This is a genomic window from Rathayibacter sp. AY1A5 (assembly GCF_002930875.1).
Taxonomy (GTDB): Bacteria; Actinomycetota; Actinomycetes; order Actinomycetales; family Microbacteriaceae; genus Rathayibacter.
This window is the reverse complement of sequence record NZ_PSTM01000007.1, coordinates 78,792-91,045: the sequence shown is the minus strand read 5'-3', so window position 1 is coordinate 91,045 and position 12,254 is coordinate 78,792. Positions and strand designations below refer to the sequence as shown.

Sequence of the window (12,254 nt, the reverse complement as noted above, 5' to 3'; positions counted from 1 at the left end):
CGTGCGTCAGTGCGTGATGGGCGCGGGCAGCTCGCCCTGCAACGGTACGGCCGCGCCGTCGACAGCCGGGGAGGACGCGCTCGCGCCGGGCTGGAGAGCCGGGACGAGGGCGTTGGGCACGAGCGGCGCGGAGGCGGTGCCCGTGACTTCGCTCGACGCGGCGGAGGAGGGGTCGCCCAGCACGGCGCCGTCCGAGAGGCGGAGGTAGACCGGCGCGGTGTTGGCGACCATGCCCAGGCCCTGAGCGGCGGTGGCGAGGTTCTGCGGCGAGCTCAGCGTGTCGACGGCGTCCTGCTTCTCCGCGTTGCTGCGGGTGAGCGACTTCTGCTCGGTCTGCAGCGCCGAGATCTGGTAGGCCCCCTGCGAGAGGCCGACGCTCACCAGGAGCTGGACGACGATGATCGCGAAGAGGCCGGCGACGGCGACGATCCCGTAGACGAGCTTCGGGCGCGACTGCGCCTGACCGGCCGGGACGGCCTCGATGCGGGGGCGGGGCGCCTCCTCCTCGGGGCGTGCTCGGCGGGCGGTGTCGATGACGGCGGGGTCGATGACGGCGGTGGCGCTCATGCGGTGCTCCTGATCCTCTCGGCCGCGCGCAGACGCACGGGTGTCGCTCGGGGGTTGCGGGCCTTCTCGTCGTCGGAGGCGAGCTCGGCTCCGCGGATGACGAGTCGGAACTCGGGTCGGTGCTCCGGCAGCTCCATCGGGAGGCCGGCCGGGGCGGTGGAGGAGGACGCGGCCTGGAGCGCGCGCTTGACGATCCGGTCCTCGAGCGACTGGTACGCCTCGACGACGATCCGCCCGCCCTCGTTGATCCGGCCCAGCGCGGCGGGGATCGCCCGCTCGAGGACGGACAGCTCCTGGTTGACCTCGATCCGCAGCGCCTGGAAGACGCGCTTGGCGGGGTGGCCGTTCCGCTGGATCGCGACCGGGGTCGCCGCCTGGATGATCTCGACGAGACGGCCGGAGCGCTCCAGCGGAGCCTCGCGACGGGCCTCCACGATCTTCTTGGCGTAGCGCGCGGCGAGGCGCTCCTCGCCGTACTCGTGGAAGATGCGGCGCAGGGCGGTCTCGTCGTAGTCGGCGAGGATGCTCGCCGCCGTGAGCGGGGCGGTCGAGTCCATCCGCATGTCGAGCGGCGCGTCCTTGGAGTAGGAGAAGCCGCGCTCGGTCTCGTCGAGCTGGAGCGAGGAGACGCCGAGGTCGAAGAGCGCACCGTCGATCGTGTCGATGCCCAGCTCGTCGAGCACGTCGGGCAGCTCGTCGTAGACGGCGTGCACGAGGTCGATCCGGGAGGCGTGGGCGGAGAGCCGCTCCCCCGCGAGCTGCAGCGCCTCGGGGTCGCGGTCCAGGCCCACGAGGTGCAGGCCGGGGAAGCGCTCGAGCAGCGCGAGCGAGTGCCCGCCCATGCCGAGCGTCGCGTCGACGGCGACCGCCCCGTCGCGCTCCAGCGCCGGAGCGAGGAGCTCGACGCAGCGCTCGAGCAGCACCGGGAGGTGCCGCTCCTCGGTCGGGCGCGGAGCGTCCTTCGGAGTGTTCTCTGCCATGGCGGTCCCGCCGTTCCCGTTCCTGTCGTCCGATCCCCATCCACCTCGCGTCCGGACACCGGGGAAGGTGCGTCCGGGCGCCGAGTGGCTGGGAGTCGCGCGACAGGACCTAGAACAGGCCGGGGATCACCTCCTCCTGGGTGTCGGAGAACACGGACTCCTGCTCCTGCAGGTAGGTCTCCCAGGCGCCCTGCGCCCAGATCTCGGCGCGGTTGCCCGCTCCGATGACGGTGAGGTCGCGGTCGAGGCCGGCGTAGGCGCGCAGCGGAGCCGGAAGGGTCACGCGGTTCTGCTTGTCCGGCGTCTCGGCGCTCGCGCCCGAGAGGAACACCCGGAGGAAGTCCCGCGCCTGCTTGCTGGTCACCGGCGCCTGCCGGATCTTCTCGTGCATCACCTCGAACTCGGCCTGGCTGAACACGTACAGGCACCGCTCCTGGCCGCGCGTGACGACGACTCCGGAGGAGAGCTCGTCGCGGAACTTGGCGGGGAGGATCACGCGGCCCTTCTCGTCGAGCTTGGGGGAATAGGTGCCGAGGAACACGGACTGCCCCCCACTTCTTCCGGCCAAGGATGGTGTGTCCTCCACAGTACTCCACTTCCCCCCACTCACAACCCCGGCGCGGCGCGGGGCGCGCCGGAGAGGCCCCGGTCATCCGCGTGTTTCCGCGGAATCGCGACAGTGGGGCGAAGTGGAGGGGGAAGGCCGCGGGAGGGAGTCCGCGGGCACGAAAAAAGGGCCGATCCGTGAGGATCGACCCTGTGGTGGAGCGGAGGGGGGGCTAGCCGCGCCCGTCTCCGCGGTTATCCCATCTGTCGTTCAGTCGGTCCATGAAGCCGGACCCCTGGCGGTTGCCCGAGCGGGGCTTCGACGGACGGCCGACGTCGGGCAGGCCGGGCTCGGCGGAGCCGCCGGCGGCCGGGCGCATGGCCACGATCACGCCGCCGAGCATGAAGGCGAACCCGAGGATGCCGACGAGGGGCTGGCGCACGACCACGCCCGCGACGAGCACGGCGAGACCGAGGATGCCGAGCAGGATGCCGAGCACGAGGGCCCGGTAGTTGGTGCCGCCGCGCCCCTTGCCGACCGCCGCCACGAAATCGGCGTCGTTCTGGTAGAGGTTCCGCTCCATCTCATCGAGGAGCCGTTGCTCGTGTTCCGAAAGCGGCATCGTGACCCCTTCAGGGTGCGGCGTCGACCCTTTCGGGGATCGGCACCGGAATAGGCGGCGTCTGGGCTCGACCGGTCGGGCGGCGCTTCAGTGTAGACCGAGCCCGACGCAGGCACCAGGCACCTTCGGTGCATAGGCTGGTCGGGTGAACCACAGCTCTCGACTGGTCGATCGCGTCCAGCTCCGAATCGATGAATTCCTCACCGGGCGCACGCCAATTCTGCGCTCCATAGGAGAGGACGTCTCCGCCCTCGGCGACCTTTCGCGGGACTTTCTCAGCGGGGGCAAGCGGTTCCGCGCGCGCTTCTGCGAGGCGGGCTGGAACGCGGTGTCGAGCACCTCGAGCGAGGCCCATCCGAGCGGCTCCGATCCGATCGCGAGGGTGGGCGCCGGGCTGGAGCTGTTCCACGCCGCCGCCCTCGTCCACGACGACGTGATCGACAACTCCGACACCCGCCGCGGCGCTCCCGCGGCGCACCGGCGCTTCTCCTCCTTCCACGCCGACGGCGGCTGGACCGGCGACCGCGACGAGTTCGGCCGCTCGTCCGCGATCCTCCTCGGCGACCTCCTCCTGGTCTGGTCGGACGAGATCTTCGCCGCGGCGGAGTGGTCGCTCGGGGATCGAGTCGCGGCCGAGCGCGCGCGCGCCGAGTTCAACCTGATGCGCACCGAGGTCACGCTGGGCCAGTACCTCGACATCCTCGAGGAGAGCGCGTGGGTGCAGCACCCCGAGCACGAGCACCTGCAGCGGGCGGAGCGGGTGGTGGTCTACAAGAGCGCGAAGTACAGCATCGAGGCGCCTCTGGTGATCGGCGGCTCCCTCGCCGGCGGCGACGACGCTCAGCTGGACGCCCTGCGCCGCTTCGGGCTCCCGGTCGGGATCGCCTTCCAGCTGCGCGACGACGTCCTCGGAGTCTTCGGCGACCCGGCGGTGACGGGAAAGCCGGCCGGCGACGATCTGAGGGAGGGCAAGCGCACCGTGCTGCTCGGCCTCGCCCGCGGCGCGTGCTCGCCGGGCGAGCGGGCCGAGCTCGACGCGGTCGTGGGCCGGAGCGACGCCGACGCGGCGTCCATCGCGCGGGCGCAGGAGATCATCGCGGGCAGCGGCGCCCTCGAGCGGCTCGAGGAGCGCATCGACCAGGAGGTGGCAGCGGCGATCGCGGTCCTCCCCGACGCGCCGCTCCGCACGGAGGGCGTGGCGGAGCTGCGCGAGCTGGCCGCCCAGGTCACGGTCCGCACCTCCTAGGAGCGGACCAGCGGGATCAGGCCAGGGCCTGGGCGACCCGCCGGACCTCGGCCTTGCGGCCGGCGCGGAGGGCGACGATCGGGCTCGTGCCCAGGCTCTCCTCGACCGTCAGCATCCAGTCGACCGCCTCGTCGTCGGTGAAGCCGGAGTCGGCGAGCAGGATCGCGGTGCCGCGGATCTCGCTCATCGGCTCCCCGTCGCGGAGGAAGAGGGCGGGGACCTTCAGCACGCCGTCGCGGCGGGTGCCGAGCAGGTGGCGCTCCTCGAGGAGGCGGCGGACCCGGCCGGCGCCGAGCCCGGTCAGCTCCACGAGGTCGGGGACGGTCAGCCACTCGAGCTCGGAATCGGTCGAGGTGGCGGGGGAAGCGGACGAGTCGGTCACGCGTCAAGACTGCCACGAGCCCGGAGGGCCGCCAACTGCGGGCGCCCCGGAGAAGGAGTCGGGCCCGTCCTGCGCCGCCCGGGCGTCGCTCACCGGTTCCCCCGGGGGTCTTGCCTAGACTCGTCGCGTGACCACCAGCCAGCTCGACCCTCTCCTCGGCCGTCTCGTCGACGGCCGGTACGAGGTGCGCTCGAGGATCGCCCGCGGCGGCATGGCGACGGTCTACCTCGCGCACGATCAGCGCCTCGAGCGCCGCGTGGCGATGAAGGTCATGCACGGCCACCTCTCCGACGACGCGACGTTCAAGAACCGCTTCGTCCAGGAGGCGCGCTCCGCCGCCCGTCTCGCCCACCCGAACGTGGTCAGCGTCTTCGACCAGGGCCAGGACTCAGACATGGCCTACCTGGTGATGGAGTACCTCCCCGGGATCACCCTGCGCGACCTGCTCAAGGAGCGCGGCCGGCTGACCGCCCAGCAGGTCGTCGACATCATGCACTCCGTGCTCTCGGGTCTCGCCGCCGCGCACCGCGCCGGGATCCTCCACCGCGACCTCAAGCCCGAGAACGTGCTCCTCGCCGACGACGGCCGGATCAAGATCGGCGACTTCGGCCTCGCGCGCGCCGCCTCCGCCAACACCGCCTCCGGTCAGGCCCTCCTCGGCACGATCGCCTACCTCTCCCCCGAGCTGGTCACGCGGGGCACCGCCGACACCCGCAGCGACATATACGCCATCGGGATCATGATCTACGAGATGCTCACCGGACAGCAGCCCTTCACGGGCGAGCAGCCGATGCAGATCGCGTACCAGCACGCGAACGACTCCGTCCCGTACCCCAGCGCGACGGTCGCCTCCGTCCCCACCTCGCTCGACGAGCTCGTCCTCTGGGCGACCGAGCGCGACCCGGACATGCGGCCCCGCGACGCCGGTGTCATGCTCGCGCAGCTGCTCGAGGCCGAGCGGCTCATGGGCATCACACCGAGCGACCGCCGCGGCGACACGCAGGCGGTCACCCCGCTCCCGGCGCCCGTCGCCGATCCGGCGCCCGCGACGGCCGTCTTCGATACGGCGGAGCCCGGGCAGACCTCGGTCTTCGACCCGGCGCCGGCGCCCGGAGCGGTGCTCGTGGTCGACGAGGACGACGACACCGTCGCCCGGCTCGCGAGCAGGCGCCGCGTCCGACGGCGTCGCGGCGTCCTGCTCACGGTGGTCGTGCTCCTCCTGGCGCTCATCGGCGGCGGGACGGCCTGGTGGTTCGGCGAGGGACCCGGCGCGATCGTGTCGATCCCGGACGTCGTCAGCCAGTCGCAGCAGGACGCGACGGCCCAGCTGCAGGCGCAGGGCTTCGAGGTGCAGCCGCAGGAGACGCCCGACCTCACCGTGCCCGCGGGGACGGTGGTGAGCTCCGATCCGCCCGGCGGGCAGGGGGTGCACAAGGGCTCCGTCATCACGCTGACCGTCTCGAGCGGGCCGCGCCAGCTGCCGGTCCCGTCGCTCGCCGGCCTCTCGGAGGCCGACGCTGCCGCCGCGGTGACGGGCGGCTCCTTCACCGTCGGCGACGTCTCGAAGATCTTCGACGCCGACGTCGACGCGGGTGTGGTCGTCTCCGCCTCGCTGCCTGACGGATCGGCGCTGCCCGAGACGATGTCCGAGACCAGCACCATCGCGATGGTGGTGAGTCTCGGACCGATCCCGAACGTCGTCGGCCTCTCGATCGACGACGCGACGGCGAAGGCGGAGGCGGCCGGTCTCGCCCTCGACCGCAGCGGCGAGGACTGGAGCGACACCGTGGCCGCGGGCGTCGTCCTCACGCAGGCGAACCCGGAGGCGCCCGCCGTGACCGGCGACACCGTCTCGGTCGTCGTGTCGAAGGGGCCCGAGCCCGTCGCCGTGCCGAACGTCGTGGGGATGAACCGCGACGAGGCGAAGGCGGCCCTCGAGGCGGCGGACCTGTCGTGGAGCTACTCCCTGACGACGCTCGGCCCGCTGATCGACGCGGCGCCGAACGAGCTGACCAAGGTCACGAACCAGTCCAACAAGGCCGGCGATCTCGTGCAGCGCGGCACGACGATCCAGCTGTCGATCACCATCACGACCTGACGCCGCCGGTCGAGCCCCTCGACGGGGACTCGACCGGCGGTCGGGGCCGGATCAGATCGCGCGGCCCCGGAGCTCCTCCGCCACGAGGAACGCGAGCTCGAGGGACTGCATGTGGTTGAGGCGCGGGTCGCAGACCGACTCGTACCGGGTGGCGAGCGTCGCCTCGTCGATGTGCTCCGAGCCGCCGAGGCACTCGGTGACGTCGTCGCCCGTGAGCTCGACGTGGATGCCGCCGGGGTGCGTCCCCGCGGCGCGGTGCGCCTCGAAGAAGCCCTTGACCTCGTCGACCACGTCGTCGAAGCGACGGGTCTTGTAGCCGGTCGGCGTCGTCAGGCCGTTGCCGTGCATCGGATCGGTCACCCACAGCGGCAGGGCGTCGCTCCGCTTGACGGCCTCGAGCAGCGGCGGGAGGGCGTCGCGGATCCTCCCGGCACCCATGCGGGTGATGAAGGTGAGGCGACCGGGCTCCCGCTCGGGGTCGAGCTTGTCGATCAGCTCGAGCATCGTCTCGGGCGTGGTCGACGGGCCGAGCTTCACGCCGATCGGGTTGCGCACCCGCGACAGGAAGTCGACGTGCGCGCCGTCGAGCTCGCGGGTGCGCTCGCCGATCCAGATGAAGTGGCTGGAGGTGTTGTACGGCGTGCCGGTCCGCGAGTCGATGCGCGTCATGGGGCGCTCGTAGTCCATCAGCAGGCCCTCGTGGCCGGTGTAGAACTCGGTGCGCTTCATGCCCTCGAAGTCGGCCCCGCACGCCACCATGAACTTGACCGCGCGGTCGATCTCGCGGGCCAGCTGCTCGTAGCGCTGGTTCTGCGGGTTCTCGGTGAAGCCCTTGTTCCAGTAGTGGACGAGGCGCAGGTCGGCGAATCCGCCCTGCGTGAAGGCGCGGATGAGGTTCAGCGTCGAGGCGGCGGTGTGGTAGCCCTGCACGATGCGGCGCGGGTCCGCGGCGCGCGACTCCGGGGTGAAGTCGTAGCCGTTGACGATGTCGCCGCGGTAGGCGGGCAGGGTCACGTCGCCGCGGGTCTCGAGGTCGCTCGAGCGCGGCTTCGCGAACTGGCCGGCCATCCGGCCCATCTTGATGACGGGCATGCTCGCGCCGTAGGTCAGGACGACGGCCATCTGCAGCACGGTCTTGACGCGGTTGCGGATCTGCTCGGCGGTCGCTCCGGCGAAGGTCTCGGCGCAGTCGCCGCCCTGCAGGAGGAACGCCTCGCCGCGGGCCGCGGCTCCGAGACGCTCGCGCAGCTGGTCCACCTCGCCGGCGAACACCAGCGGAGGGAGCGCGGCCACCTCGGCGGACGCCGCTCGCACGGCCTCCGCATCGGGCCACTGCGGCTGCTGCTTGATCTCGAGCTCGCGCCAATAGTCCAGGCCGGCGACCACGGAGGGGGCGGCGAGGACGTACGGTTCGTTCGGATCGATGACCACGAGGGTGTTCCCGGTTCTGACGGGCGCCAGCGGCGCGCGGAGGGCCGCCGTCCGGACGGACGGCAGCGGTTGACGAGCTTATCGCCTGGCAGAGCGCTCGGCCGGGAGGTGGCCCCGGCGTCGAGCGGGCGCTCAGCGGGTGAGGGCCGCGCGCTTCTCCTTGACCGAGGTCGCGTAGACGTCGAGGTACTCCTGGCCGCTCAGGGCGAGGAGCTCGTACATGATCTCGTCGGTGATCGAGCGGAGGATGAACCGGTCGCCCTCCATGCCCTCGAAGCGGCTGAAGTCGAGCGGCTCCCCGAAGACGATGCCGATGCGGCCCAGCTTCGGCAGGCGCTTGCCGATGGGCATGATGCGCGCGGTGTCGATCATGGCGACCGGGATGACGGGCACGCGGGCCTCGAGGACCATGCGCGCGACACCGGTGCGGCCGCGGTACATGCGGCCGTCGGGGCTGCGCGTGCCCTCGGGATAGATGCCCAGGGCGTGGCCGCCCGCGAGGACGCGGAGGCCCGTGTTGAGCGAGGCCTCCGACGCCTTGCCACCGGAGCGGTCGATGGGCAGCATCCCCGTGGCGGTGAAGAACGTCCGCGTCGCCCAGCCCTTGAGGCCCTTGCCGGTGAAGTAGTCGCTCTTGGCGAGGAAGACCATGTTCCGCTCGATCACCAGCGGGAGGATCACGGAGTCGATGAAGGAGAGGTGGTTGCTCGCGAGGATCACGCCGCCGTTCTGCGGCACCTTGTCGGCGCCGACCACCCACGGCCGGAAGATCGTCTTCAGGAGCGGGCCCGCGACGATGTGCTTCATGAACCAGTAGAACATCGGGCTCCTCGGCGGTGCGGCGGATCGGGTGCGGCGGGTGCCGCTAGAGGGAGCTCGCGTGCAGGCGCGCCAGGTCGGCGGCCCCCACGACTCCGGCGTCGTTGACGAGCTCCGCGATGCGGAACTCGGGCTCGGGGTGGTAGCCCCGGGCGGGGAGGTTGTCGAGGTAGGCCTGGCGGATGGGGTCCAGCAGGAGGTCGCCCGCCTGCGCCACTCCGCCGCCGATGACGAACATCTGCGGGTCGAGGACGGCGCTCAGGCTGGCCGCCGCCTCGCCCAGCCAGTGGCCGAGCTGTCGCAGCGCCGCGAGGGCGCCGAGGTCGCCGGCGGTGATCAGCTCGGAGATGAGGTGGCCGTTCAGCTCGCCGCCGTTGCGGGCGCGGGCGTCGGCGATGCCCTGGCCGATCCCGCCCGCGTCGGCCAGCTCGCCGGCGAAGCGCTGGAGCGCGCGGCCCGAGCCGTACTGCTCGATGCAGCCGCGGGCGCCGCAGCCGCAGGGCAGGCCTCCGGGGACGACGCGCATGTGCCCGATCTCGGCCGCTGCGCCGAAGCCGCCGCGCAGGAGCCGGTCGTTGATGACGATCGCGCCACCCACTCCGGTTCCGATGGTGAGCATCAGCATGTCGCTGACGAGGCGGCCCGAGCCGTAGCGGAACTCGGCCCAGCCGGCGGCGTTCGCATCGTTCTCGATGATGATCGGCAGGTCGATGCGGGCCGAGAGCTTCTCGCGGAAGGGCTCGTTGCGCCAGTTGATGTTCGGGGCGTAGTAGACGATCGACTGCGAGGCGTCGATGAAGCCGGCGGCGGCGACTCCGACCGCGGAGACGTCTCCCGGGAGCAGGCCGGAGCGCAGATGCTCGACCATCTCGACCACGACGTCGACGATCAGCTCGGGGTGCCCGGCGGGAGTGGGCCGACGGTCCTCGCGGAGGATCCCCCCGAACTCGTCGACCAGGGCTCCGGCGATCTTCGTGCCGCCGATGTCGATCCCGATCGCGTGCACGCGAACCGCCTTCCCGTCGCCACCGGCGCGGCAGCGTCGGCGGGCCGCCCTGAGCGGCGGCCAGGACGAGTGTAGTGACCGCGAGCGCTCCGATGCGGCTCAGCGGCGAGACCCGGCGACGCGTGTCGGCCCTCCTCGCGGAGCCACCCCTGGATCGTTACCCTGAACGGATCCACAGCTTGCGCCGCGCCGGTAGGGTGGAGACGACGTTCATTCAGGTACCGAAGGAGTTGCCGTGGACCAGTTCGATTCCCCCCTGGTGGTTCCGGCCGATCCCCAGGCCAACACGACCGCCCTCCTGCTGGACCGCGTCCGCGAGACGCCCGATCGCCCGCTCTTCGCGCTGCTCGACGGCGACGGCTGGCGCGATGTGACGGCGCAGGAGTTCCTCGACCAGGTCACGGCCCTCGCGAAGGGCTTCGTCGCCGCCGGCCTCGAGCCGGGCGAGAAGGTCGGGCTGATCTGCAAGACGCGATACGAGTGGACGCTGATCGACTTCGCCGTCTGGTTCGCCGGCGGGATCCTCGTCCCGGTGTACGAGACCTCCTCCCCCGCGCAGGTGCAGTGGAACCTCGCCGACTCCGGCGCGCACGCCGCGATCGTCGAGACTCCCGAGCACTTCGCCCGCTTCGACGAGATCCGCGCCGACCTTCCCGAGGTCCGACTCGCCTGGCAGATCGGGCTGGGCGATCTGGACAAGCTCGTCGCGCGCGGCGTCGACGTGCCGGACGCCGAGATCGAGCGCCGCCGCTCGCTGGCGACCGGCACCGACATCGCGACGATCATCTACACCTCCGGCTCCACCGGCCGCCCCAAGGGCTGCATCATCCGGCACTCGAACTTCGTCGAGCTCAGCCGCAACTCGGCGGTCGCCCTGACGGAGCTGATCCACCAGCCCGGCGCGTCGACGCTGCTGTTCATCACCACCGCGCACGTGTTCGCCCGCTTCATCGCGATCCTCTGCGTGCACGGCGGGGTGAAGGTGGGGCACCAGGCCGACACCAGGCAGCTGCTCCCCTCGCTCGCGTCCTTCAAGCCGACGTTCCTCCTGGCCGTGCCGCGCGTGTTCGAGAAGGTCTACAACTCCGCGGAGCAGAAGGCCGAGGCCGGAGGGAAGGGGAAGATCTTCCGCCGCGCGGCCGACGTCGCCGTCGCCCACTCGATGGCGCTCGAGGCGGGCTCGGTGCCGCTCGCGCTGAAGCTGCAGTTCCTCCTCTTCGACCGGCTCGTGTACTCGAAGCTGCGCACCGCCATGGGCGGGAACGTCCGCTTCGCCGTGTCCGGCTCGGCGCCGCTGGGAGACCGGCTCGGGCACTTCTTCCACAGCCTCGGCATCAAGATCCTCGAGGGCTACGGCCTCACGGAGACGACGGCGCCCGCCACGGTCAACCGCACCGAGCGGTTCAAGATCGGCTCGGTGGGCCCGGCGATGCCCGGGGTCTCGATCCGGATCGCGGGCGACGGCGAGATCCAGGTGCGCGGCATCGACGTCTTCGGCGGCTACTGGAACAACGAGGCGGCGACGGCCGAGTCGTTCGACGGCGAGTGGTTCCGCACGGGCGACCTCGGAACCCTGGACGAGGACGGGTACCTGCGCGTCACCGGGCGGAAGAAGGAGATCATCGTCACCGCCGGCGGCAAGAACGTCGCTCCGGCGGCGCTGGAGGATCCGATCCGCGCGAACCCGCTGGTCGGCCAGGTCGTCGTCGTCGGCGATCAGCGCCCGTTCATCGCCGCTCTGGTCACGCTCGACTCCGAGATGCTGCCGACGTGGCTCGCCAACAACGGGCAGGACAAGGGCCTCTCACTCGAGGACGCGGCCGTGAACCCGGTCGTTCTGGCCGAGGTGCAGCGGGCCGTCGATGCGGCGAACGAGCGCGTGTCCCGCGCCGAGTCGATCCGGAAGTTCGTGATCCTCCCGACCGAGTTCACGGAGGCGAGCGGTCACCTGACTCCGAAGATGAGCATCAAGCGGAACGTCATCCTCGCCGACTTCGCCGACACCATCGCCGCCGTCTACTCCGCCGCCCCCGCCACCGAGGGCATCTCCCTCCGCTGACCCCGCGCTCTCCCGCCGTTACCACCAGGCCGTCCCGATCGCAGCCGCCTCCGGGACAGCGCGCCCAGCTCTATCCCGTCGGCGGAACGCCCGACGCTCTCCTCGACGCGCCCCTGTCGCGGTGCCGACCGCGCCGGGCCGGGCAGGGACCGGCTCCCCCTCAACACAGCCGTATCCGGTGAAGCGCGTGCCAGCGCTTCACCGTCGGCGGAACGCACGACGCTCCATGGAACGCGCCCACCTCGAGCGGCCGACTGCGCGGAGCCGGGCAAGGACCGGCTCCCCACCAACACAGCCGTATCCGGGAAAGCGCGTCCCAGCGCTTTCCCGTCGGCGGAACGCACGACGCTCCACAGAACGCGCCCACCTCGAAAAGCCGACCGCGCGGAGCCGGGCAAGGACCGGCTCCCCCTCAACACAGCCGTATCCGGTGAAGCGCGTGCCAGCGCTTCACCGTCGGCGGAACGCACGACGCTCCATGGAACGCGCCCACCTCG

At 71.6% G+C, this 12,254-nt stretch carries 11 protein-coding genes; 3 read left to right on the top strand and 8 right to left on the bottom strand.

Annotation, left to right across the window (positions count from 1 at the left end; genetic code table 11):
* Positions 1 to 6 precede the first annotated feature (6 nt).
* The 4 genes from C5B98_RS06750 to C5B98_RS06735 all read right to left on the bottom strand — a co-directional run bounded on the left by C5B98_RS06750 (position 7) and on the right by C5B98_RS06735 (position 2,716).
* On the bottom strand, positions 7 to 567 hold the full coding sequence (locus C5B98_RS06750; RefSeq protein ID WP_104250753.1) for a hypothetical protein: 561 nt from the start codon (positions 565 to 567) through the stop codon (positions 7 to 9).
* The gene (gene rsmH, locus C5B98_RS06745) at positions 564 to 1,547 is read right to left on the bottom strand and encodes a 16S rRNA (cytosine(1402)-N(4))-methyltransferase RsmH (protein ID WP_104327506.1); all 984 of its coding nucleotides are present in this window, start codon (positions 1,545 to 1,547) and stop codon (positions 564 to 566) included. The genes C5B98_RS06750 and rsmH overlap by 4 nt, the downstream gene beginning before the upstream one ends.
* Positions 1,548 to 1,656: 109 nt before the next feature.
* Positions 1,657 to 2,088 carry a division/cell wall cluster transcriptional repressor MraZ gene (mraZ, locus tag C5B98_RS06740; RefSeq protein WP_104222586.1) on the bottom strand — a complete coding sequence of 144 codons (432 nt, stop codon included), beginning with the start codon at positions 2,086 to 2,088 and terminating at the stop codon, positions 1,657 to 1,659.
* A gap of 238 nt (positions 2,089 to 2,326) precedes the next feature.
* Positions 2,327 to 2,716, bottom strand: coding sequence for a DUF3040 domain-containing protein (locus C5B98_RS06735; RefSeq protein WP_104222585.1), 390 nt, complete (start codon positions 2,714 to 2,716; stop codon positions 2,327 to 2,329).
* A 145-nt stretch (positions 2,717 to 2,861) separates the two neighbouring features.
* Between C5B98_RS06735 and C5B98_RS06730 the strand changes: the two genes are divergently transcribed.
* Positions 2,862 to 3,962 (top strand): polyprenyl synthetase family protein, encoded by a 1,101-nt coding sequence (locus C5B98_RS06730; RefSeq protein WP_104222584.1) that lies wholly within the window; start codon positions 2,862 to 2,864, stop codon positions 3,960 to 3,962.
* A 16-nt stretch (positions 3,963 to 3,978) separates the two neighbouring features.
* On the opposite strand, the gene C5B98_RS06725 is transcribed toward C5B98_RS06730, so the two are convergent.
* A complete protein-coding gene (locus C5B98_RS06725) occupies positions 3,979 to 4,344 on the bottom strand; it encodes an Rv2175c family DNA-binding protein (RefSeq protein WP_104222583.1) in 366 nt (121 codons plus the stop codon).
* A 127-nt stretch (positions 4,345 to 4,471) separates the two neighbouring features.
* On the opposite strand from C5B98_RS06725, the gene pknB reads away from it, so the two are divergent.
* A complete protein-coding gene (pknB, locus tag C5B98_RS06720) occupies positions 4,472 to 6,442 on the top strand; it encodes a Stk1 family PASTA domain-containing Ser/Thr kinase (protein ID WP_104327505.1) in 1,971 nt (656 codons plus the stop codon).
* Positions 6,443 to 6,493: 51 nt separating this feature from the next.
* Here the strand turns inward: pknB and C5B98_RS06715 are convergent, their stop codons facing one another.
* The 3 genes from C5B98_RS06715 to C5B98_RS06705 all read right to left on the bottom strand — a co-directional run bounded on the left by C5B98_RS06715 (position 6,494) and on the right by C5B98_RS06705 (position 9,698).
* Positions 6,494 to 7,828 (bottom strand): class II 3-deoxy-7-phosphoheptulonate synthase, encoded by a 1,335-nt coding sequence (locus tag C5B98_RS06715; RefSeq protein ID WP_104222617.1) that lies wholly within the window; start codon positions 7,826 to 7,828, stop codon positions 6,494 to 6,496.
* A gap of 177 nt (positions 7,829 to 8,005) precedes the next feature.
* Positions 8,006 to 8,695, bottom strand: a complete 690-nt coding sequence (locus C5B98_RS06710) for a 1-acyl-sn-glycerol-3-phosphate acyltransferase (RefSeq protein WP_104222581.1) — start codon at positions 8,693 to 8,695, stop codon at positions 8,006 to 8,008.
* A gap of 43 nt (positions 8,696 to 8,738) precedes the next feature.
* Positions 8,739 to 9,698 carry an ROK family glucokinase gene (locus C5B98_RS06705; RefSeq protein ID WP_104222580.1) on the bottom strand — a complete coding sequence of 320 codons (960 nt, stop codon included), beginning with the start codon at positions 9,696 to 9,698 and terminating at the stop codon, positions 8,739 to 8,741.
* 235 nt (positions 9,699 to 9,933) lie between these two features.
* On the opposite strand from C5B98_RS06705, the gene C5B98_RS06700 reads away from it, so the two are divergent.
* Positions 9,934 to 11,757 carry a long-chain fatty acid--CoA ligase gene (locus tag C5B98_RS06700; protein ID WP_104327504.1) on the top strand — a complete coding sequence of 608 codons (1,824 nt, stop codon included), beginning with the start codon at positions 9,934 to 9,936 and terminating at the stop codon, positions 11,755 to 11,757.
* Positions 11,758 to 12,254 lie beyond the last annotated feature (497 nt).